At 58.6% G+C, this 22,455-nt stretch carries 17 protein-coding genes; 6 read left to right on the plus strand and 11 right to left on the minus strand.

The features are described 5' to 3' along the window. Window positions 1-46: 46 nt before the first annotated feature. Window positions 47-5,776, minus strand: a complete 5,730-nt coding sequence (locus Q0D41_RS07085) for a hypothetical protein (RefSeq protein WP_294377254.1) — start codon at window positions 5,774-5,776, stop codon at window positions 47-49. 202 nt (window positions 5,777-5,978) lie between these two features. Then, the gene (locus Q0D41_RS07090; protein WP_294377257.1) at window positions 5,979-6,125 is read right to left on the minus strand and encodes a hypothetical protein; all 147 of its coding nucleotides are present in this window, start codon (window positions 6,123-6,125) and stop codon (window positions 5,979-5,981) included. A gap of 485 nt (window positions 6,126-6,610) precedes the next feature. On the opposite strand from Q0D41_RS07090, the gene Q0D41_RS07095 reads away from it, so the two are divergent. Beyond that, window positions 6,611-6,979, plus strand: coding sequence for a VOC family protein (locus Q0D41_RS07095; RefSeq protein ID WP_294377259.1), 369 nt, complete (start codon window positions 6,611-6,613; stop codon window positions 6,977-6,979). 66 nt (window positions 6,980-7,045) lie between these two features. On the opposite strand, the gene Q0D41_RS07100 is transcribed toward Q0D41_RS07095, so the two are convergent. The 5 genes from Q0D41_RS07100 to Q0D41_RS07120 all read right to left on the minus strand — a co-directional run bounded on the left by Q0D41_RS07100 (window position 7,046) and on the right by Q0D41_RS07120 (window position 11,754). Beyond that, window positions 7,046-7,822, minus strand: a complete 777-nt coding sequence (locus tag Q0D41_RS07100; RefSeq protein WP_294377262.1) for an ABC transporter ATP-binding protein — start codon at window positions 7,820-7,822, stop codon at window positions 7,046-7,048. Continuing rightward, entirely contained in the window at window positions 7,809-8,849 is a 1,041-nt protein-coding gene (locus tag Q0D41_RS07105) for an iron ABC transporter permease (protein ID WP_294377264.1), read from the minus strand. The genes Q0D41_RS07100 and Q0D41_RS07105 overlap by 14 nt, the downstream gene beginning before the upstream one ends. An 8-nt stretch (window positions 8,850-8,857) precedes the next feature. Further along, window positions 8,858-9,853, minus strand: coding sequence for an ABC transporter substrate-binding protein (locus Q0D41_RS07110; protein WP_294377267.1), 996 nt, complete (start codon window positions 9,851-9,853; stop codon window positions 8,858-8,860). A gap of 28 nt (window positions 9,854-9,881) precedes the next feature. Next, the gene (gene nirJ2 / locus Q0D41_RS07115) at window positions 9,882-10,901 is read right to left on the minus strand and encodes a putative heme d1 biosynthesis radical SAM protein NirJ2 (protein ID WP_294377271.1); all 1,020 of its coding nucleotides are present in this window, start codon (window positions 10,899-10,901) and stop codon (window positions 9,882-9,884) included. A gap of 91 nt (window positions 10,902-10,992) precedes the next feature. After that, window positions 10,993-11,754, minus strand: a complete 762-nt coding sequence (locus Q0D41_RS07120) for a MerR family transcriptional regulator (protein WP_294377273.1) — start codon at window positions 11,752-11,754, stop codon at window positions 10,993-10,995. 500 nt (window positions 11,755-12,254) lie between these two features. On the opposite strand from Q0D41_RS07120, the gene Q0D41_RS07125 reads away from it, so the two are divergent. Beyond that, window positions 12,255-12,776, plus strand: a complete 522-nt coding sequence (locus Q0D41_RS07125; protein ID WP_294377278.1) for a GtrA family protein — start codon at window positions 12,255-12,257, stop codon at window positions 12,774-12,776. On the opposite strand, the gene Q0D41_RS07130 is transcribed toward Q0D41_RS07125, so the two are convergent. Then, complete coding sequence (locus Q0D41_RS07130) at window positions 12,763-13,476, minus strand: hypothetical protein (RefSeq protein WP_294377281.1); 714 nt, start codon at window positions 13,474-13,476, stop codon at window positions 12,763-12,765. The two genes, Q0D41_RS07125 and Q0D41_RS07130, sit on opposite strands and share 14 nt — an antisense overlap. A gap of 357 nt (window positions 13,477-13,833) precedes the next feature. Here Q0D41_RS07130 and Q0D41_RS07135 point away from each other — a divergent pair, with 357 nt between their 5' ends. Further along, entirely contained in the window at window positions 13,834-14,598 is a 765-nt protein-coding gene (locus Q0D41_RS07135) for a hypothetical protein (RefSeq protein ID WP_294377285.1), read from the plus strand. A gap of 906 nt (window positions 14,599-15,504) precedes the next feature. After that, window positions 15,505-15,975, plus strand: a complete 471-nt coding sequence (locus Q0D41_RS07140; protein ID WP_294377287.1) for an HAD family hydrolase — start codon at window positions 15,505-15,507, stop codon at window positions 15,973-15,975. 179 nt (window positions 15,976-16,154) lie between these two features. Here the strand turns inward: Q0D41_RS07140 and Q0D41_RS07145 are convergent, their stop codons facing one another. Then, on the minus strand, window positions 16,155-17,324 hold the full coding sequence (locus Q0D41_RS07145) for an iron-containing alcohol dehydrogenase (RefSeq protein WP_294377288.1): 1,170 nt from the start codon (window positions 17,322-17,324) through the stop codon (window positions 16,155-16,157). A 108-nt stretch (window positions 17,325-17,432) separates the two neighbouring features. On the opposite strand from Q0D41_RS07145, the gene Q0D41_RS07150 reads away from it, so the two are divergent. After that, window positions 17,433-17,870: a MerR family transcriptional regulator gene (locus Q0D41_RS07150; RefSeq protein WP_294377292.1), complete on the plus strand. Its 438-nt coding sequence runs from the start codon at window positions 17,433-17,435 to the stop codon at window positions 17,868-17,870. 384 nt (window positions 17,871-18,254) lie between these two features. Here the strand turns inward: Q0D41_RS07150 and Q0D41_RS07155 are convergent, their stop codons facing one another. Continuing rightward, window positions 18,255-20,237, minus strand: coding sequence for an FAD-binding protein (locus tag Q0D41_RS07155; RefSeq protein WP_294377295.1), 1,983 nt, complete (start codon window positions 20,235-20,237; stop codon window positions 18,255-18,257). 174 nt (window positions 20,238-20,411) lie between these two features. Here Q0D41_RS07155 and Q0D41_RS07160 point away from each other — a divergent pair, with 174 nt between their 5' ends. Beyond that, a complete protein-coding gene (locus tag Q0D41_RS07160; protein ID WP_294377299.1) occupies window positions 20,412-21,074 on the plus strand; it encodes a TetR/AcrR family transcriptional regulator in 663 nt (220 codons plus the stop codon). Window positions 21,075-21,254: 180 nt separating this feature from the next. On the opposite strand, the gene Q0D41_RS07165 is transcribed toward Q0D41_RS07160, so the two are convergent. Continuing rightward, window positions 21,255-22,379, minus strand: a complete 1,125-nt coding sequence (locus Q0D41_RS07165; RefSeq protein WP_294377302.1) for an AI-2E family transporter — start codon at window positions 22,377-22,379, stop codon at window positions 21,255-21,257. Window positions 22,380-22,455 lie beyond the last annotated feature (76 nt).

The following is a 22,455-nucleotide window of genomic DNA, read 5'->3' on the forward strand; positions in this document are numbered from 1 at the left end:
AGAATGACCAGCATCTCCGGAGACTCATACTGTCTCTTGTCCATCCTTAGTTACCTCCATTATTCAGGCTGTTGTAGCTTCCAGACAGGATTTCATCTGTGTACACATACAGAACCTCGCCAGCGCTGTTCTTCAGAATCATGTAACCGCGACCGTAGAGGGTGGTATCAGCCGTCCGGACTTTACAGTTGACGCGGGTCACACCGTTCAAATCGTTGTTGTTGCCAATGGACTCATACACACCCTCGGGCACCGTACCGTCCGCCGTTAGCTTCAGGTAATCCTTGCCCGCATCGCCAGCGCAGCGACTGTCAATGCTGTACAGAACGCCCTGTTTCACTAGCTCATAACCTTCAGGCACCGCGCGCGTTGCCGTGAAGGAGATTAGATAATAGCCATTGCCAGCGTTGGTATCAACAGCCGTCATGGAAATGACAGGCTTGGCCTCGGTGGTTCCGTCGCTGTAAATAGCTTTCACGGTCATGTCGCCGCTGGGAGCCAGTTTCAGCGTCTTAGTGTAGCCCAGAACGTTGCCGTCGTTGTCCGTCCAATAGGAAAAGGTCTTGCCCTCGATGTCCTTGGCCGTTACATTGACAAGCTGGCCAATCTTGGTATTCACGACATCATTGCTGGTGCCGTCGGGATAAACCACCGTCACCTTGCAGTCGACGCTGGGCTCCGTATAGAGCGCACGCACCTGAATGATACCGCTGTTGTTGGCCATGGCCTCACGGATCCCAGACTCCGTCATGGACCAGCCAGTGAAGGTGCAGCCCATCTTAATGGGAGGCATGGGGAACTGGATGGTATCGCTGGCGGTGTAGGCTTTGGAGCTGATGATTTGGTCGCTGTGGGAAATGAACACTACGGTGGCCTGATTCTGGCGCGCCTTGCCGTACACAGCCTTCAGGGTCGTCTCGCTACCCATGGTGAAGGTGTAGCTCTTATTGGTTGAAACCACCTTGTTGGATGCGTTGACCCAGTACAGGAAGTTCTCCGAACCGGTGAAGTTCACCGTCACAGATGCGCCGATGGCGTACTGCTCATACAGGTAGGAATCCTGCACCGCGCCGCCGTTGACCGTGAACTCAGAAGCCGTAACGCTCAGCCAGAACTTGCCGCCGCTGACGGGCTCGTAGACCGCGATCATGGTGCAATTGTCGGTTGGCTTGACCGTGCAGGTCAGGTCGGTGCTGTACGGCGTGCCAGCATACTCGTTGACGAACCAGCCCACGAACTTGTAACCGCTGATGGCGGACGTCGTAACCGTGGTACCCTCTGCGTAGGTGATATCACTGCCGCCGCCGGACACATTGGCCACAGGACTGTCGCTGGTAGTGGTGCGGGACGTCACCTGGACAGTGAACTTACCCACCGCCACGCCGTAGGTGCCGTCGGCGTTAGTGGCGGGGACGTAACCTGTAGCGCAGTAGTTCTCGGGAACGGCAGCCGTGAAGGTGCCGCCAGAAACCGCGATGGTGGAGTTTGCCTCGGCTGCAGCGCTGGTCACCGTCCACTTAGTAACATCAAGCGAGCCGCCCTCGATCTTTAAGGTCGAAGGATTGGGGCTCGTGACATCCATGTAGATTCTGCCGGTGAAGTGAGCGTCGCCGCCGATGACGGTTTCGCCAACCGTGCCCGCTTCGGTCCAGGAGTCGGTCCAAATGATGCCCGTCAGGTTGCCGCCCAGAATCTGAGCCTTGTTCCAGTTCTGAACAACAGATTGCTTGCTGGTCAGTGTGCCGCCGTTGATGGTGAGCTCGCCGTTGCTGTCGTTCTTAACAGCAATGAAGTTCTGCTGCTCGAACGTGCCGCCGTTGATGGTGAGCAACGATACATTATCCACACCGCCATTGCGGATCAAAGAAGAGCCCTTGGCGCCAGAATTGTTCAAGACGTTCGCCTGGTCAATGACCATCGTGCCATTGTTGTCAATGACGTAATAGCTCTTCTCGTTCGCGATGCCCTGATCATCACGCTTGATGGTGCCGGTCTTGTCGGCGCTCGTGTCGGTGATGGTCACGTTGCCCTTGTTCAGGATGGCTGCGTTCGCAGTGCCTGTGCCACCGTTAAGGGTATGGCCATTCAGGTCAAGCGTGATCTGCTTCGTCGCAGCGATGGTGACATTTTCCGTGGTGTCGGTCAGCAACTGGATGGTCTTGCCCTTTGCAGCCAGACGGATCGCATCGGTCAGCGTCTCGTACTTCTTGCTGCCGACCTGGGCAACATAGTGGCCTTCCTTGACGCCATAGGTGCCATCCGCGTTCTTGGTGGGAATGAAGCCATCGGCGCAGTAGCCTTCGGAAATGCTCTTGTTGAAGGTACCGCCGGAGACCTCGAAATTGTCGCTAGTGGCTTTGCCAAGTGCCCAGAAAATTCCGCTTAGCTTTTCGTTTACAAACTTACCGCCAGTGACCTTTGTGGTAGCTTCATACCCATCCACCTTGCCGGTCATAACGACCTTAGCATACGAGGAAGTATTTGTGGTCTTCTGGATAAACTCACCGCCATTGATGGTGGTATCGCCGTATACCAGAATGACCGCCGTGTAGCTCCACTTCTGCCCGAAATCGCAAGTGAACGTACCACCATTAATGGTCAGCGTAGAGCCTTCCTCGCTCTTAACGGTGTTCATGCCGCCGGTGTACGAACCGCTCTCGATGGCCAGCGTGCCCCAGTTATCGATCATGGAGGAGCCTGTGTTGCCCGCCGTGGCGGTCACATCCGCCAGCGTCAGGTTGGCATTGCTGTTCTTCGTGACCTCAATGTTGTAGTAGCCGGTGCCGCCCACAACGTTACCGTTCTTCACGGTAACGGTGCCGCCCTGCACGGAGATCGTGGACTTGCCGGAGTTGGTGTTGGTCAGGGTCTTGCCGCCCAGATCGAGGGTGATGTTCTTGCTGATGGCCACGTCTTCGGTCGCATCCGCCAGCAGCGTGACGGCCTGGCCGTCCTGAGCTGCGTCGATAGCGGCCCGCAGGGTGTCGCATGCCTTGACGGAGTTGCCGTCCTTGTCCATGATCTGGGCGGTCTTGCCGGCAGCTGCCGTGAAGGAGCCGTCCTCGTTCTTTGTAATACCAACGCCGGGAGCCGCGAAGCTGGGGGTCTTGCCGTCCACCTTCTGCTCAGGGGAGACGTTGGGGTCGAAGCCGGCGAACGTGCCACCGCCGATGGCCACACTCGCGCTGCCGTTCACATACGCATCATCGATGCAGTTGAACAGATACTTGCTGCTACCTTCCCATTTCTGGTGCAGGTCGAAGGTGCCGCCCTTGACGGACAGGGTGCCCTCCTGCACCTGAACCACGCTGACGTTGCCGTAGAAGGTGCCGTTTTCGATGGTCAGGTCGCCCTTCACCACGTTGATAGCGTAGCAATCGTTCTCCTTGGCATCTATGGTGCCGTTGCCAGTGATGGTCACCTTGGCGCCATTCGTGATGGACAGGATGGCGTTAGCATTATCGCCCCAGATGTCCACCGTGTTATGGATGGTCTTGCCGTTCAAGTCCAGCGTGATGCTCTTGCTGATGGCCAGCTGGCTATTCTGCTCGACATCACCCAGCAGGGTCACGGTCTGGCCGTTCTCAGCTGCCGCAACGGCTTCGGCCAGAGTGGCGTACTTCTTCGTGCCAATCTGCGCTACGAGAACACCTACGCCATACGTGCCGTCAGCATTTGCGATAGGAGTGCAGCCTTCAGCACACAGGTCGGCGGGCACGGCAGACGAGAACGTGCCGCCGGAAACAGCGACTGTCTTAGCGGAGTTGTCGAAATCCGACTCTTGCTTGGTTGCGGAATCCCAGGCGTAGGCCTTGATGGCCGCGTTATCACCCTTCGCCGTGAAGGTACCGCCGGTAATGGCAATCTGGCCAAGGCCCTTGTAGCCGGGGCGGTTGACGACGGAAATCGCCGCGCCGTCCTGGATGGCACCGTCGCCCTCGGTCTTTGCAACCGAGTCGCCCGACGCGGTAATCGTGCTGCCGGCGTTAACGTTCAGGTTGCCAGAGCACACCTGAACGCCCATCGTCTTCGCGTTGATCGTGGAGCTATCGATGGTCAGCGTTCCGCTGCTGGGGAAGTAAATGCCAAAGCCGTTGGGAACGTTGAGCGTGCTGTTCTTCAAAACAACGGTGTCGTTCGTGTTGTTGCCGTTCGTCTCGATGCCACTCGTGGCGGTGGTAGAGGCCTCAACGCCCTCGAACGTAAGAGTGGAGTTGTCGTAGGTGGTGGTGCCACCAGTGAGGCTGTCTTTAGCAGACGGAATCAGCCCGATGAGCTGCGAGCTCACGACTTTGCCGTTCTTCACCGTGAGCGAAGCGTCGGCATAGTTAATCTCGAATGCCGCAGAGTTTGCATCGGTTCCGGTGCAGGTCCAAGTATGTCCGTTCAGGTCAACCACTCGAGCAACGGTTCCAGAGTTGAACGTGCTGCCCGTAGTGTAGTCGCGCAGCAAGGTGATGGCTTCGCCACTTGCGGTCTGAGCCTTGAAAGCCTCGTCCATGGTGTAATAGCTGGTTTCGCCAACCTGGGCAAGGTAGGCCTTCGTCACGCCGTACGTGCCGTCGGCGTTTTGAGTAGCAGTGGAGCTTTCGACCAGATAGCGGGAAGGATCGGTGCTGAACGTGCCGCCCGTGACCTCGATAGTGGCCTTTGTGGGGTCATCGAAGCTGGTCGAACCGTATTTGCCCGCGCCCAGCGTGCCATTGACGGTACCACCCGTGATGGACACCTTCGCCGTCTTGCCTTCGGCACCGTCGTAAGTCACCGACTCGACTTTACCGTTGACGGTGCCGCCGCTGATCGTCAGATCGCTGTTGTGACCGCCGCTGTACGTCCAGGCCGCCACTGCGCCGTTGACCGTGCCGCCCTTGATGCTAGCTCTGTGCCAGTCTTCGATGGCGTAGCTGTCGGTGGAATTCAGCGTACCGCCGTTCAGGAACAAGTCGCCGCGATCGACCTTGATTACGATGAATTCATTCTGAGTAAACGTGCCGCCCTTGATATTCAGGCCGGGGAACTTGGCGACGCTGTCATCGCCCACGCGCACCAGAGACGCGCCCTTTCCCTCCGTGTTGCCGCTGTTGTTGGTTACGTTGCCGCTCTCGAAGGTGAGCCAGCCGCTGCCCTGAATGTCAATGACATAGTGGGAACTGACGCCGGAGTTCTCTGCGGTATCCTCACGCTTGATGGTGCCGGTCTGAGCCGCGCTACCGTCCTTGACGGTAACGCGAGCCGTAACGGTCAGCGCAGGCTTACCCTTCTCGGTGCCGCCGTTCAGGGTATAACCGTTCAGGTCGAGCGTGACATAGGGCGTGGAGATTGTGACGTTCTCCTTCGTGTCCGCCAACAATTTCACTGTTGCATTGCGCGTCGCAGCGTCAATTGCAGCCTGCAAGCTGGGATAGCTCTTGCCGTTCACTTCGGCAACGGCTGCTTCAGCGCCCTCTTCGCCAGTCTCGGCTGCAGGGGCCGCTGCTTCGCTGGTAGTCGCTTCGGCTTTTTCGGTTGTGGTTGCAGGTGCCGATGTTCCCTCGCTGGCCGTTGCATTGGCGGTGTTGCCAGCTGCTTCGGGCTGCGCGGCAAGCGTGTCGTTCGATGAGCTTGCGCCCGCTTCGGTGCCTTCTGCCTGGTCGGCAGGCTGCGCCTGCTCAACTGAGGAGGAGGTGCTCGACGCCGCGTCGTTTTCGGCGGCGAATGCTGCGGTTGGCAACATCATGGGGCACATTGCAACGCTCACCAAGACCGAGATGACTTTGTTTGCATTGCTTGTCTTCATGTCCTCTGCATCTTCCCTTCTGTTTCCCGTGGTTCCAATAATTGTTCTGTATGTCCATTCCCGCCGTTACGGCTTTTGACGGGAAATCGTTTTCCGAACGAGGAACTTCGCGAATACCGCGCCGCATTCATGCGAAGCGTTGGCGCGTTGTGCCGATACGACGGCGCTTGCGGCTTCATCGCCAAGTTCAATTCAATTAACTTCAAGGGAAAAAAGAAGGGTACCCCCATTTTTTCAAGGTACCCCCTCTGTCGGCGCGATGCTGGCCAAGATGCGCCGCTTTGCCAATGACATGCATGGTTTCGCCTTGTTCCGAAACAGCGAATTCGCCCGCTTCCAACTCAGCCATGATGTCACCTCGGTTCAAGGGCGCTTATGCGTATTAAAACACGAAAATGGTAACAGAATAATCGCTTTTGAGGGATGGGCACTTCTGTGGCAATCGTCATTTTGGAGTCAAATGGGCCGGAAATGGGAATGAGGTTGTATGGCGGGTTTTAATCGCTTTGACCGCGCCGAAAGAGAAGCGGGCAATCTTGACATTGTTTTCAGGGGCTCCGAGCGCATTTTGCCCACGTCGTTTTGTGCGTGCCCCTTCAGTTTTGATTGTCTCCCCTCCTGCTCTTTCCTTTTGATGAGCGATTGTGTTTTGCCATTGGTTCGCGCGCGTATGCGGAAAGCCTCGCCGGGAAAGGGGTAAAATCGGCGGTGAACGGTTATGTCCGCTGCTTTTCAGCCTGATGCCGACCCTTTCCGTGCGGCCATCGCTCGCGAGGAAGCCCTCGGTCGGCGCCGGCCCGAAAAGCGACCATTCGACTTGTAAGGAGACACTGCATGAAAGCGAAGTTCGTTCACCGCTGCACCCATGTGCTCGACAAGGAAGCAACCATCAAGTTCTACGAGGAAGCCCTCGGCATGAAGGTGCTGCGTGAAATGGGTCCTGAAGACGGCTCGTGGACCAATACGTTCATGGGCAACGACGACGTGCCCTTCGAGATTGAGCTCACCTGGAACCGCGGACGTGTTGAGCCTTACGAGAACGGCGGAAAAGATACCCATATCGCTTTCGTCGTGGACGACTTCGACGCCGCCCACGAGCTTCACGAAAAGATGGGCTGCATCATTCGCGAGAACCCCCGCATGGGCCTTTATTTCATCGCCGACCCCGAGGGCCAGTGGATTGAGATTCTGCCTGCCTGCTAACGCGGAGCCTACAACGGAATAGCGCAGCACGCGGCGTGGCATGAGCTTTCGCCGAGCGAAGCGTTGCTAAGCATCGGCTCGCTCGAACGGTACCCATGCCACGCCGCTTGGCGTTTCGGCGCGCTCGAGGCGTACGCCGAACGATTGCTCGATTGCGCTATGCACGGCTGCTTCGCCGGGTGCGCCTTGCGCCGCCAAGCGCCCACGCTCCATCACGAATACGGCATCGGCCACCGAAAGCGCCAAGTTCAAATCGTGGATCACCGCGATAACCGTTTTGCCGCGCTCGCGCACTTGGCGAATGAGCCGCATCATGTCGAAACACGCCGCCGCATCCATGAAAGACGTGGGCTCATCGAGCAATACGACAGGCGTGTCCTGCGCCAGCACCATCGCCATGCGCGCCCGTTGCCGCTGACCGCCCGATAAGCTTCGCAGCGGCCGGTCGCGCAAATCGTAGACGCCCACAAGCGAAAGCGTCTCGTCAATGCATCGTGCATCGGCCTCATCGAGCCGAGACAGCGGCCCATGATGTGGAAACCTTCCGCACGCCGCCAGCTCGCGCACCGTCATCATGGGCGCTTCCTGTTGCTGCACGAGCACGCTCAAACGGCGCGCCCTTTCGCGCGAATCCAGCGACGCAACGTCGCGCCCCTGGATAAGCACGCGTCCCGAAGTGGGCTTCATAAGTCCCATGGCGAGTTTCGCGAGCGTTGATTTTCCACACCCGTTCGGTCCGACGATGCAGCTGATCTGTCCTTTCGCGAAAGATGCGGAAAAGCCGTTGAACAGGGAATTTCCGCCATATCCAAATACGACGTTCTCAAAATCAAGCTCGCCCATCGACCTCCCCTTTCCGCGAATGAAGAATCAAATAGATGAAGAACGGGCCTCCCACGAGCGCCATGCAAATGCCCACAGGAATCTCGAACGGCGCGAACAGCGTGCGCGCGATGGTGTCGCACGCGCATACCAGAATGGCACCCACGATTGGCGAGAGCGCCAGAACGCGCCGGTTGTCGTGCCCTGCGACGTAGCGCACCACGTGCGGGACGATGAGGCCCACGAAGCCGATGAGCCCCGAGAAGCACACCGCCGCGCCTGCCAGCAGGGCCGCGAGCGAAAGCAGGGCGAGCCGTGTGCGGTTCACATTCAGGCCCAGCGCGTGCGCCCCTTCATCGCCAAGTGACAGAATGTTCAGGCGCGTTCCCTGCCCCATGGCGAGAATCAGGCCTGCGCAAATCATGATTCCGGGTATGGCGAGTTCCGACATCATGACGCCCGAGAGGCTTCCCACCAAAAAGCCTGATGAATTCACGTATGCGTCGGGATTGAAAATAAGAACGGTGTTCATGCCCGCCGTGAAAATCGCTGTGAGCGCCATGCCCGCGAGCACGATGGTCAGGCGGGAGGCGCCCGCGTACGCCGACACGAAGAACACGAGCAGCGCCGAGGCGAGCGCGCCTAGAAACGCCGCTGCCGCCGACATGCCCAACGCATGAGGGGCGACGCAGGCGAACAGCAGCACGAACAGGCCCGAACCCGCGTTTACGCCGATGATATTTGGGCTGGCCAGGGGGTTGTTGAGCGTCGCCTGAATGAGCGCGCCCGCTTCGGCCAGCGCGGCACCGGCCAGCACGGCGCCCAGCACGCGCGGGACGCGCACGTTCGCCAGCACGTTGTTCGCCATATCGGACGCTCCGCCTATGACGAACGCCGCAACGTCGGCTGCGCCGATGATGGAAGAGCCCAGCGACAGGCCGGCGAACGTCACGGCGACGAGCGCGGCGAGCGACAGCAGGAGCATGGCCCGAAAGCGGCGGCCCTCGTGCTTCGGAGCCGCCACGTTGGTTGTTTGGTTATTGCGCACCGGTCGGCCTATTCGCTATACAGCGCGTCGTACAAGAACTGATACGCCTGGTCCCAATTTTTGTTGGGCTTGTACTGGAACAGCTTCGGGTCGAGCGTGACCACGCGGTTGTTTTTCACGGCGTCAAGCTGCGCCCATGCGGGGTTGGCCGTCGTTTGGTCTTCAAGCGCCTTCTGCGCCGCTTCGTCGGAGTCGCCCATCGGAAGCAGGAAGATGGTGCGCGGGTTGGCTTCGATCAGGGCTTCGAGGCTGTAGTCGGAAAGCAGGTCCTTGTTGGAGTCGGCGATATTTTCCGCACCCAGCTCGGAAAGCATGACGCCCGTTTGCGTAGAGGACGACTGTACGCGCGTGCCGCCCGAATACGTGGTAAGCACCACCGCGCTTCCGGCCTGCTGGCCTTCGGCCTTCGCGCGAATCTCTTCGATTTTATCTGCCGCCGCCTGGCCGTTTTCCGCATATGCCTGCTCGTCGCCCGTGATATCGCAGCACGTGCGCAGCATGCGCAGATAATCGTCGAACGTGGTCACTTTGAAGTAGGCGACGGGAATGTTTGCCGCGGTGAGCGTGTCGGCGAGTTCGGTTTGCGCAACGCCGCCGCCGCGACCCGAGCTCGAACCCGTGAGAATCACGAAGTCGGGGTTCAGCGCGATGATCGATTCGGCGTTGAGCGAAGAGAAATCGCCGATCTTCTGCGCGTCCGAGGTGATGCCGTAATCGGAGAATGCGTCGTCGGAAGCGCCTACCAGCGTGCCGCCGGCCAGCTCCCAGATGTTCGCGAAGCTGCCCATGCCGGCAACTACGCGGTTGTGCGAAGCAACGGTTACCTCGCGGCCCAAATCGTCGGTGAACGTGTAGGATTCCTGCGAGGCAGATGCGGCTGCTTGCGCGTTGTCAGACGCGCTCGAATCGGCCTGCGACGAGCAACCTGCCAGGGAAAACGCGCCCATGCCCATGGCGAGCGCACAGGAAATCGCAATCGTGTCTTGCGCGATTTTCTTCATCATATGCTCCTTTTCGTTATGCTTTGTGGCGCTATGCGCGTTCGTCGGCCGCGGCTTGCTGCGCGTTCTTTCGACTCCAGGCGCAGTAGTTGTCTTGGCCCAAAATGTCGCCGTCGTGGTAGTACGCGGCACGGGCGCGGCAGCCGCCGCATACGCCTTTGTAGTCGCAGGTTCCGCACGCGCCTTTGTACGCCTGCGTGCGCAGTTTTTGGAATACGGGGCTTTCGCGCCAGATTTCGTCGAAGGGCTGTTTGCGCACGTCACCGGCGTCTTCAGTCATGTATGCGCATGCACGCACAATGCCCTCGCTGCCTACGACGCAATAGGTCAGGCCCGCCAGGCAGCCGCGCGTGTAGCGCGTTTGAACGCCGATTTGCTCGGCGATGCGCATGAACTGCGGCGCGCACGTGGGCTTCACCTCGATGCCCGCGTCGCTGCCGGCGCGCAAAATGTCGGCGAGCAGCTGCTCGTTTTGCTCGACGTCGATGCTTTCATCGGAAATGTCTTTGCCTCGGCCGACGGGCACCAGGAAGAAGACCGAATGGTTCATCGCGCCGAGTTCTTTCGCGAAACGCGTGATGTCGCAGATCTCGTTGCGGTTTCTGTCGACCACGGTGGTGTGGATTTGGAACGGCAGGCCGACGCTCTTGCATGCCTCGATGCCCGCAAGCGTGGCCGCGTGGGCGCCGGGCACTCCGCGGAAGATGTCGTGCTTTTCGGCGTCGAGGCTGTCGATGCTAATGCCCATGGCGCATGCGCCCGCCTCTTTGAGCTTGCGCGCGATTTCGGGCGTGATAAGCGTGCCGTTGCTGCCGAACACCGGGCGCAGGCCGCACGACGCTGCGTGCGCGACCAACTCGAAAATGTCATCGCGCATAAGCGGCTCGCCGCCGCTGAAAATCATGATTTTGAAGCCGGCGCGTGCGATTTGCGAAATCATCGTGCGCGCTTCTTCGGTTGAGAGCTCCCTGCTATCGCATTCGTCTGCGTCTTGGTAGCAATGGGCGCACTTCAGGTTGCATCGGTTCGTGGTCATCCACGATACGATCATCGTTCCCCCTTTGATCGAAATTGTGACGGGGAATGACGATAGATGGCGACGTTGCGTCGTGGCCAATACCGCGTACGACGTAAACGCGTCGTTACGCCTTCGTATTGGCGTTGGCGCGGGAGCAATCGAGCGCGTCTTGCAGGAAGCTGAGCGTGCGGCGTTGGATGCCGGCGTAGAAGTCGCGGCCGTATTGCTTGGGCCCTGAGCTGCGCTGGCGCGCGAGGCGTTTCAGGCCGGCAAGGGCATGGGGCATGCCGCCTAAGCTGGAGAAACGGATGGCCAGCGCCTGCGCGCGGTCGTCGGTGATCAGAACGCCGTCGTGCATGGCTTCGATGGTATCGCCCATGAGTTGGTGCCAGCAGATCACTTCTTCGCGCGAAAGCTCGGGGATGGGGCATTCCTCAAGCGCGTCGCCAGCGATGGCCGACCACAGCATGTCTTCGCGGTCTTGCGCGGCGCCCACGGTGGCGGCAAGCTCGCTCCAGTTCGCGTGGTCGTGGCCGGTAAGGCGGGCGCGCAGCCCCTGCACGACGTTCATGTCCCGCAGGATTTTCGCGCTTTCGCGCTCGAGTTCGGCTTCGCGCTGCGCGAGCGCGTCCGTCAATTCGGCCAGTGAGTCGCTTCCCTCGCCTTCCTGAATTTGCGAGAGCGAAAAGCCCAGGTATTTCAGGGTGATGATGCGGTTGAGGCGCTCCTTGTCGGCCGACGAGTACAGGCGCAGGTTTTGCTCGCCTTTGCATGTGGGGTGCAGCAATCCGCGCTGGTCGTAGTATTGAATGGTGCGAACGGTCACGCCTACGCGCGATGCCAGCTCGCCCACCGTCATGAGACCTCGAGTGCCTTGTTCGTCCATGTTTCCCCCTGTTTTGCGTGCGCCGATCGGTTTGCGTGCGGCGCAGTTTTACGGTTCCCACGGTTTTGTGGTTGCCGCGGTTTTGCGCTCGTCGTGGCCTTGTCGCCAAAGCGACTCCCCTGCCGCGCGGTGTTTCGCCTGCGTCAAACTTCAGGATGTGACGTTACGTCATCTTCGGAGTCTTGGGCGCCATGCCATCTGGTGTTCAGACAATCAACGGCCGCATGCCCGTGGACTGCGTTGTTTGCATTACTTGAATACGTTGAGCATGGGTTAGCCGGGCTTTTCGCCATAGCTAGATTGGCCTTTTATTATGGGTTGACTTGGGCTTTTACCGTGGACTAGCTTAGCCTTTCGCTGTGGGTTTGTTTGGGCTTTTGCCGTGGGAAAACGTTGGGTTTTTCGTCATGGGGTTCAGCATGTGGCGGTGCTTGTGCCCCGACCGCAACGAAAGGGTAACGTTTTGGTGCGGGGCGTGCGTGGGTTTTAGAATCGCGCCTATGGAAAACGCGAGAACACATATTTCTGAGGGGCAGCTCGGCGCTGTTGAGGGGCGAAGTCCCGCCGCCGAGGAACGGACCAAAAAGTCCGAGGAGACAACTTTCGAGGACAAGGCTAGAACCGCCGAAAGGCCGGCCAGCCAGTCGTCTCTTGCTCGCGGCATTCGCCAGGCGTTCATGTATTACGGCGTATCTATCGTGCAGACGTTCGTCGAGTTCGGCGTGTTCGCCCTGACCCAGCTCGCGCTGCCGACGGGCATCGCGAACGGCATTGCCGTCGCGTGCTCGGGTTCGTTCAATTTCCTTATGAACCGCAACATCACGTTCAAGGCGTCGAGTAACTTCTGGCGCAGCGTGGCCATGTTCGTCGCCCTGTATGTCTGGAACTTCCTGTTCGGCACCTGGTTTATAGGCTGGGCGGCTGCGTCGTTCGGGTGTCCCGAGATGGTCGGCAAATTCATCACCATGGCGATGCAGGGCATCTGGGGTTTCTGCCTGTGCAAATGGGTCATTTTCCGCTAAGGGTGCCGGCACCGCTGCAGGTGTGTGTAATCTGTGCGCTCCCGCTTTCCGCAAGTGGGTTGTTCTTCGATAAGGGAGCCGTACGCCGCTGGTTTGCGTGATCTGTGGTCTCCGCTTTGTTCTCGACCTTCCTTTTGTTCCGGCTTTGCCGAAAACGTGTCCCGATTTCGGCAATTCTGGCACAAATTTGCGGTTGTGAACGATTTTTCGTCTTGCTGATGGGCTTTTCTGAACGCTTTGACACGTTCCACGCTTCTGACCTGGTCTTTTGTAGAGCGTCTTTTGCGTTCCAAAAAATCCATCGTTCACAACCGCAAATTTGTGCCAAAACGAGAAGGAAACGGATGCGTTCATGATAGAGTGCTTCGCATAATCCCTGGATGCAGAAGGCGCCGCTATTACGGAATGCGCCACCATCGCGAAGGACGCCGTTATTGCGGAGGGCGCCGCTGTCGCAGAAACGTCGTTGCCGCAGAAACGTCGTTGTTGCCGAAGCTGCATCTGGTGCGTTGCGAAATCGCCGGAGGAAGAGGCCGCCATGGCTATTGTGCTCGGAAAGCAAAGTGCTCTGCGCGTTTGGGACGGCGTTGTCGCCGACCGTAATCGTGATGCGCACGTTGATTGGAACGCGCCCGTTAATCGAGGCATGTCTCCCAACCAACGCATTTATGTCACGCCGAACATGCCTACTGCCAGCCAAGATGCATCCATCGCCAGCGGGAGCGCATCTGCCGCTTGCGCCGCGTCTCCCAATTGGAGCATTCATGTCCCGCCGTACACGCTCGCTGCCAGTCGAGGCGCATCCATCGCCAGCAGGAGCGTACCTTTTGCGTTCCAAAGCTCGCGCGATTTTCGCCATGCGTTGGAGCGCGACACAAAAGCCGCCGTCAAGTTCCTCATGTCGGGCGCGACGCCCGCACTTGGCCCCTCAGCAAGAGCCCGCTTCTTTTCCGATGGGGTTCCGGTTCACGCAACCGTGGCGCACGCACGCCTTCGACGCGTGAGAGGCGGACTCGAAACTTCCGTTCGCAAGGGGCCGTTTCATCCGCGGTCGTTCATGCAAATTGACGGCGGCTTGTACGTGAGCACGCCGGAAATGGCGTTTTGCGAAATGGCGAGCGCGCTTTCTCTTGAACAGCTCATAGCGCTCGGCTTTGAGCTTTGCGGAACGTACCGCCGCGCTTCAACCTTCGGATCGGCTCGATACGATGCGGCCCTGCTCACTTCCCCCGCCGCCCTTGCGTCATTCATCGAGAAGTCGCCCCCGTTCAAAGGCGTGAAGAAAGCTCGTCGTGCGCTGCCCTTCATTCTTGCTGGTTCTGCTTCGCCGCGCGAGAGCGAGCTGGCCATGCTGCTGTGCCTTCCCTATTCGCTCGGAGGCTATGGTTTGCCGCACCCTACGATGAATACGGAAATGCCGCTTCCGAAAAATGTGGGCGCGACGGGGCGATCGTCGCTGCGCTGTGATTTGTATTGGCCTGCCGCGCGGCTCGATGTCGAATACGACAGCGCGGAGTTTCACTCCGCGGAGCGCCTGCTTGCGAACGATTCGATGCGACGCATAGCGCTTGAATCCATGGACGTTACGAGCGTCAATTTGACCGCCGAGCATCTGCGTCGGGCTTCGTTGTTTGATGAGGCGGCGCAGGGTATTGCGCGAATTCTCGGGAAAAGGGTGCGCCTGCCAGGCGATTTTCGCCTCAAACAAGAGAGGCTTTGGCGAGAGCTTGGAATCGTGTCTTCGGATATGGGTCTTTTGCCAGCTATGGGGGCGAACGATCCATCGGCGCCGAACGAAGGGATTTCGCCGGCGTTGGGCTAGGGATGCTTTGTCAGTGCAAGCGAATGTTGGCTGGCGCAAGTCGACACGATTCGGCGTGCGCTAGGTCACTTCGGACCAGAGCGGCCGATGTTGCCAGAGTCGGTTTGGGTGAGGAAAGCAAGAGTAGTTGAGGTCGGTTGGGTTGAGGTGACCAGCGTGGGCAGAGTTGGTTCGATCTGGGTTGGCGCAGACTCGGGCTGGCTCCCATAGATTTGAGTGGTTTCTGAACTGGGCTTCTGCAGGCTTAGGTAGCTTGACTGGATTTCCATGAATTCGGGTGGTATGAATCGGGCTTCCACGGGCCTGGCCAGTTTGGATCAGGCTTCTGCGGGCCCGCACTCGTGCTTTTGCTTCGAGTGCTGTTCTTTTCCTTGTTGCTTGTTTGCTCAGCTTTGGCTGCGTGCTCCTTGCTACTCTCGCTACTCGCGACTTGTCGTTTGCCGTGTGTTACATGTCGCGTGCGTGCGTGTTGTATGTCGCTTGTCGCGCTTCGCCTGTGTCTCGTGCCGCGCGCTGCGTGTTGCCTGCGGGCGCACAGCACGTCTCTTCCCCACTGTACTTTTCCAGCCGCCTTCTTCTTTGCGTCTTCGACGAAATCGTGTCCCGATTTCGACTTTTCTGGCAGAGAATTGCGGTTGTGAACGATTTTAAAGAGGCTTGTAAGGCCCATAATAAGAGGGTATCGTATCGACTTGCTTCTGACCTGGTGTTTTATGAATCGCTTCTTTTAAGAAAGCAATCCGTATCGCTCACAACCGCAATTTTCTGCCAAAATCTGCGGAAACCGGACATGTTTGGCATGCTGCGCCGTTTTAAATGTATATCGCAAGTCGGAGCGACTATGAAAACGACATGTTTAGAAAAGCGGTAAGCATTTAAGGCCGTAATTGAAAGGAACCTTTCCCTATGTTGGAAATCGACATCCCAGGACGTGGCACGTTCGAAATTCGCCATGTGGTGTGCGACTACAACGGAACCATTGCCGTCGACGGGCGCCTTATGGAAGGTATCGCGGGTCGCATTCGGGAAATTGCCGAGTTTGCCCAGGTCAGCGTGCTCACTGCTGACACGTTTGGTACGGTGCGTGCGGAATGTGATGGCCTTCCAGCTGACGTGCGCGTGTTCGCCCGCGACGATGCGAGCGCCTGTAAGGCCGCGATTGTGCGCGAGCTTGGCGCCGAAGGTTGCGTGTGCATCGGCAATGGCTTCAACGACATCGCCATGTTCGGCGAAGCCGCGCTTTCGATTGCGATTATGGGGAAAGAAGGTGCGTGCGGAAAGCTTTTGACCTGCGCCGATGTCGTGGTGACGAACGCGCTCGATGCGTTTGACCTGCTGCTTCGCACTGATCGCCTGCGCGCTACACTGCGTGGGTAATGCTGCTCCGGGTAATGCCGCGTGGGTGATGCCGCGTGGACGATGCTGCGTGGGCGACGCCGCGCGGGCGATGCTGTGCGGCGCGCAGCTTAGGCTTGGCCGCGCGCCGGGGCGTCACTGTTTCAGGGATGCTCGCTTTCTACGAACATTGCCCGTCTTCCACAAACGCTGCTCGCCTTCTACAAACACTGTTTCAGAACGTCGCGCACGTCTTCTTTGGTGAGCGTTTTATAGCCGCCGGTCATGATGAATGTCGCGGCAACGATGTCGTCCAGGTCGGTTTCGGCCACGCCCAGTTCCGTGAGGTTCATCGCAACGCCTAGCTCGTGCATCCATGCCTCCATGGCCGAAAGGCCGGCCTCGGCGAGCTCGCGTTCGCTTTTGCCCGCAGGGTCAATTCCCCACACGTGCGTTGCGAAGCGCGCGAATTTCGGCAACCCGGCATCCATGATGAAGCGGTAATACGGAAGGCTCACGGCGGAAAGCGTCATGCCATGGGTCGCGTCGGTCACGGCCCCTACGCCCTGTCCGATCATGTGAACCATCCAATCAGTGGGCTTGCCCTTGGCGATGAGCGTGTTCAGCGCCCAGGTCGCGGCCCACATGATGTTGCTGCGCGCCTCGTAGTTCCGGTCGTCTTCCGCAGCGATGCGACCGGTCTCGACCACGCTGCGCATAAGGCCTTCGGCGATGCTGTCGCTCACGTTGTTGTCGGTCCCGCTGAAATACTGCTCGCAAATATGGTTGAACGTGTCGTAGATGCCGGCCACAACCTGCCTATGCGGCAAGCTCAGAGTGAATTCGGGGTTGAGAATCGAGAATTTGGGCATCACGTCGCTGTTCGCGAAAACGTGCCCCACTTTAAGCTTGGCAGCATGGTCGGTAATCACGGCGCCCGCGTTCATTTCCGAACCCGTGCCGGCCATGGTGAGCACGCATCCCACGGGAACAACCGGGCAGCTTGGCTCCTCGAAGCGAACAAAGTATTTCTCCCAGGGGTCCTCGTCGCAGTTCACCGAAACCGACACCGCTTTGGAGTAGTCGCACACCGAGCCGCCGCCCACTGCCAAAATCAGATCGGCGCCGGCCGCTTTCGCCACGGCAACGCCCTCGCGAAGCTTCTCGACGGTGGGGTTTGGCATGATGCCGGAAATCTCGGTCACGTTTTTGCCTGCGGCGTTCAAAACGGCGGCCACCTGGTCATATACGCCGTTTTTCTTGATGGAGCCGCCGCCGTAGACGAGCACGACGTTCGGGCCGTATTTCGCGAGCTCGCCCGCGAGTCCCTCAAGCGCATCTGGGCCGAAGTATATTTTGGTGGGATTGTGGTACGTAAACGTTCCGAGCATATGGTTATCCCTCTCATCCTATGGACTTGCTTGGTAGAATGGACTAACCGTAAAACCTAAACCTGACTTTAGGTCAAGGGTTTCAGCGCATTTTTGAAGGGAATCGACATGTATACGATTGGGCAAGTATCTGAAATGTTCGCCATTCCGGTTTCTACGCTGCGTTACTACGATAAGGAAGGGTTGTTCCCCAATCTGAAGCGCGTGGGTGGCATTCGTCAATTTGACGATGACGAGCTCGAGCTGCTGCGCATTATCGAGTGTCTGAAGAAAACGGGCCTCGAAATCAAGGACATCAAGAAATTTGTCGCGATGATGCAAGAAGGCTCCGCGTCCTACGCTGCTCGCAAGGAGCTGTTCGAGGCGCGACGAGCACAGGCTGAAGAAGAAATTGCACGGCTGCAGAAGGCGCTTGCGATGGTGAAATTCAAGTGCTGGTACTACGAGACTGCGCTTCACGACGGAAATGAAGACCGCCTCAAGGCGATGCTGCGCGACGGCTTGCCGGAAGGCATCCAAGAGCTCTACGACGAGGCCCATTCTTAAAGCCATTCGGAGTCGAGTATCGAATCTACGCATTCTGAGCAGGCGTTTCCTTTAAAGCGTAAGATTATTCGCGTCGTATTCTCATGTATGCAACGCCTGGGGTGCTCGTGAAAGCCTTGAGCGGCATAAGGCTAACTCTGCAAGTGAGTCCAGGCCATGGCGTGCGCATTACCTGAGCGCGATGCCCCCTCTTTCCGCTCTATTCCCAACGAGCTGCGTCTTTTTCGAGCTAAAAACGAAAAACCGACCCCGGAAAGGTTCCAGGGTCGGTTCTTACGAGCCTAAGATTCGCCGGACCGTGCCTCGGCAAGCGAGGCGCGGTCCGAATCGTTCGGCCTTAAAGAGAGGTTTTGGGAGGGGTTGGAGGGTTAGCTTGGCAGGCGACTACTTGTCGGCCTTCCAGGTCATGCCATCACCGACGGTGGGCTTGCCCTGGGCGTATTCGTGGCAGTTGTCGCATGCGTCGGGAATGCCGCCGAGCTGCTCGGGGGTGTAGTCGAGGCTCGAGCCGTGAATCGGGTTATACGGATTCCAAACGCCCATGCTCTCGAACGACTTGCGCTGATCGTCGGTCACAGGATCGCCTTCACCATACACGGCCAGCTCAGGAATGTTGCCGTCAATTTTGGCGCCCTTGCCCAGCGTGCCATTCACGGCGCTTTCAGCAGCCACGTAGCCGAAAGTGACGGCGCGGCCGATCGAAGTGCCAGGAATGTGGCGCGGGTAGTTGCCGCTGAAGAAGCTGCCGGAAGCGTTTCCGCATGCGAACAGGCCTTTGATGGGATTGTCGTTCACGTCGAGAACACTGCAGTTCTCGTCGATGCACAGGCCGCCCACGGTGGCGAGGACGTTCGAATTCGTGGTGAAGGCGAACAGACGGCCGCCGGTAAACGGCGCGGTCATCTTCACGTCGCGGCCGAAGTCTTCATCTTTGCCGGCCGTGCAGAACGCCATGTAGCGATCGAGCTCGGCCTTTAAGCCTTCCGCGTCGATGCCGGCGGCGTTGGCAAGCTCTTCCACGGAAGCACCCTCGAACAGCCAGCCTTTCTGCTTGAATTCGTCGATGGCATCTTCCATGCCCTCGATCATGCCCTCATCGAAGATGTACCAACAGTTCTTGCCGTAGCCGGGCTGAGCGTTCTGGGCGTTCGAGACAACCTGGAACGGAGCGTCTTCACGCACGAAGCGCTTGCCGCGGCCGTTGACGAGGATGCCCAGGTAGATTGCGGTCCACGTGCGGAAGTCGGCGAACGAGTCGGGGGTGCCCCAACGGAAGTTCATGACAGGTTGCGGAATGGGGTCCATTTGCGCGCCAATCGCCAGGCCCATCATATGGCCGTCGCCCGTGGTGCCCCATGCGGGGTTCCACCAGCTGGAATACGCGTAATCTTCAACGCGCGTCCAAGCCTGCATCATTTCGGGGTTGGCATCGTAGCCGCCCGTGGCGAGAATGACGCCCTTGCTCGCGTTGGCCTGGAAGTAGCCGTCGGCGTCGCGGGCGATAACGCCGGTCACACTGCCGTCGGAAGCGGTCGTAAGCTGCACCGCAGGTGTGGAGAAGCGCAGGTCAACGGTGTCGTAAGCGGTTTTGGCGACATCCTGCATTTCGAGGCAGACGTACATGCCGGAAAGGCCCGAACGAACGCCGGCATCGGGCGGCAGGGCCGGCGAATCGTAGAAGCCGAGCTCGGTGTCGATGAGGGGCGTCGTCGCCGGGAAGCCCGAGGTGGACGGCTGCTGCTCAACCTTGGTGATTACGAAGCCGTTGGCGCCCTTGTCGAGCATTTCCTGCCAGAAATCGGTCGCCTCGCCCGAGCGGTCGACGTAGACGCGCGCGGGTTCAGGGCGAGTGCGGTAGTACGCGGAGCGGTAGATTTCATCGAGCAGCGCGGTCTTGTCGATTTCGGTGCCTTCCTGGCACTTCGCGTTCACGGCGCCGAAGCACTCGAAGCAGGCGCGTCCGCGAGTCATCTTTTCAAGAATAAGCACGTTTGCGCCCAGGTCGGCAGCCTTCAGGCCGGCGATAAGGCCACCAACGCCGGCACCAACGACAACGACGTCGAAGTCTTCGGTGCGCTTAATTTCGTTTGCGGCGATTTCGCGCGATTCGAAGGCGATTGGGCCGCGGGGGCCAGGGCACGGGGCCTTGCGCGAAGGCATAAGGCTCACGCCATCTTTGTAGATGTTCTGGTAGTCGGCGGTTGCGGTGTTTTCGGCCGTTGCTGCCACGTCTTTCTTGTCGCTTCCGCCTGTCGGTCCACAGCCGGAAGCGACGGCGCCAACGCCCATGGCGGCTGCTGCGGCCAGTGCGCCCTTCATGAAGTTGCGACGCGTGAAGGCGCCTTTGACCTCGTTATTCTCGTTCATTTGAATTCCTCCTTATAGAATCCCCTTCATTGTCTACAGCGTAGACCAATGGGGTAAAGTATACGACGTAGACATGATGGGGGCAAGAGGGTTTTTTGGTTTAGTTTTTCGTTGAGGCCGTATCGATGCTAGTATCGCTGACGTACGATTCCCGACATAAGGCGTTGATGAATTATGGCGACTCCAACGAACACGGAAAACAGCGAGGCATCTGCCCAGCTCACGCCCGAGATTATTTACGCAAAGGCGCTTGAGATTGCCGATGAAGAAGGCATCGAGAACGCCTCTGCGCGAAAAATCGCGACCGCTCTTGGTAAAACCCCCATGGCGCTCTACCGTCATTGCGCCTCAATCAGCGACATTCAGCAAGGCGCGTGTGCCCTTGCGTTTTCCGAGGTCGATACGACTCCCATTCCCGGTGAGCGTTGGGACGATACCGTGCGAAGGACGACGGCCTCAATTCGCGCGATGGAAATTCGGCATGCGAGAGCATGTCTGTTCAAAATCAAAGGCACTGCACTTTCGCCCGCTTTGAGGGCTCATACGGAACGTGTGCAAAAGCTGCATCACGACCAGGGCATTCCTCAGGAAATCCTCGAACGTTTCTGGCGCATCGTCGATGCATTCTTGAATGGGTTCATGATTAATGAAGTGAATATGATCAATGCGCTCCACGATGACGAAATCAGGGTTCCCGTCGATGTGCCCGAATGGGCGGAGACGGTTGAAGGTGCCTATTCCGACCAGGCGTTTCATGATGGGATCGAGATTATTATCGCAGGCATTCGCGCTCTTGCGGCGCCTGACCCTTGCGAGTGGTACACGCCTGAAGAATAGGCCGTATAGACCTTCGGCGTGAAGAATCAAGAGATTATCGCTGAATGCTTAAACCTGCGTAATGCCTTAAGCTGATACGGGTCGTCAAGCGGAAGCGTTTAACAGATTCCGGGGCTCGGTTGGATTGGTCGATCCAGTTGACTCGGCCAGCCCAGTCGGCGCTGCTCGATCTGCTAAACGCTACGAGCATTGAGCAGGTTCTTTTTCCGCATCCATTTTCGCGAAGTGTTCCATGAGCAGCGTGCGCACGGTAGAAATCACAGGCACGCCCAGAAGCACGCCCAAAAGGCCGAACAGAGAGCCGCCGGCGATAACCGCCACGAACACCCAGATGCTCGGCAGGCCTACCGACTGGCCCACGACGTTCGGGTAAATCAAGTGGCCCTCGATTTGCTGCAGAATAATCAGGAAGATGATGAACTGTACTGCTTGCAAGGGGTCTTGCGACAAGATCATCGCAGCGCCCATGATGCCGCCGATCCATGCGCCGGCGAACGGAATGAGCGAAGTCACACCCACAATAAGGCCAATTGAGGCTGCGTAGGGAAAATGCAGGATGGTGCCGCCGATAGCGCACAGCGTACCCAAGATGACTGCCTCGATGCATTGGCCGCGAATAAAGCGTGAGAAGCAATCGTTGGTAATGGCGCATGCGTGGAGCACGCGCTCGCGCACCTCGTCGCTGGGAATGAGAGTTGCAAGGCGCATGGCGCCGGCATGCACGCGGTCTTTGTCGAGCAACAGGTACAGCGCGAAAATCATGCCCAGCAGAATGGACAGCGTCACGTGTGCGACCTCGCCGCTCGTTTGAGCCACGATGCGCAGCGCTTGGTCGGTTCCGCCTATGGCTGCCAGGGCTTTCTCGCCCAGGGAGCTCCACGTGGTATCGTTGAGGATCATGCTCTTTTCGGCACCGGGAAGGTTCGCGATTGCTTGCGAAACCATGGTCGCGCCTTCGGAGACGCCATTGATGATAGCCGCGCCGACCGATTTGAACTCGCTGCCCACGAATGTGATGAGCGCAACGAGCGCGAGTGTGACAGCGGCAATTGCCAAAATGACGCAAATCGGGCGGCGGCTCTTAGTGACAAAGACGTTGGTCGAGCGGGGGAACCATCGCGATTCCAAGCTCGCGGCGATGAAGTTGAGCAGGTATGCCATGACGGCGCCCACCGCCAGCGGCTGCAATGCTTGGCATACGGTTGAGAAGATTTCGCACACGCCGTCGAAGCGAACGACGATGAGTGCTGCCGCTGCGATGGCCGCTACAAGAATAAGAACGTATCGAATGCTGTGCTTGTTCATGGGGTCCTGTCGGTTGGTGGGACGAGGCGCCGTGCGCCGCTGCTTGCTTTCCGTATCAGTATAAACGCGCGCAGCG

Source organism: uncultured Slackia sp. (assembly GCF_934630525.1).
Lineage (GTDB): Bacteria > Actinomycetota > Coriobacteriia > Coriobacteriales > Eggerthellaceae > Slackia.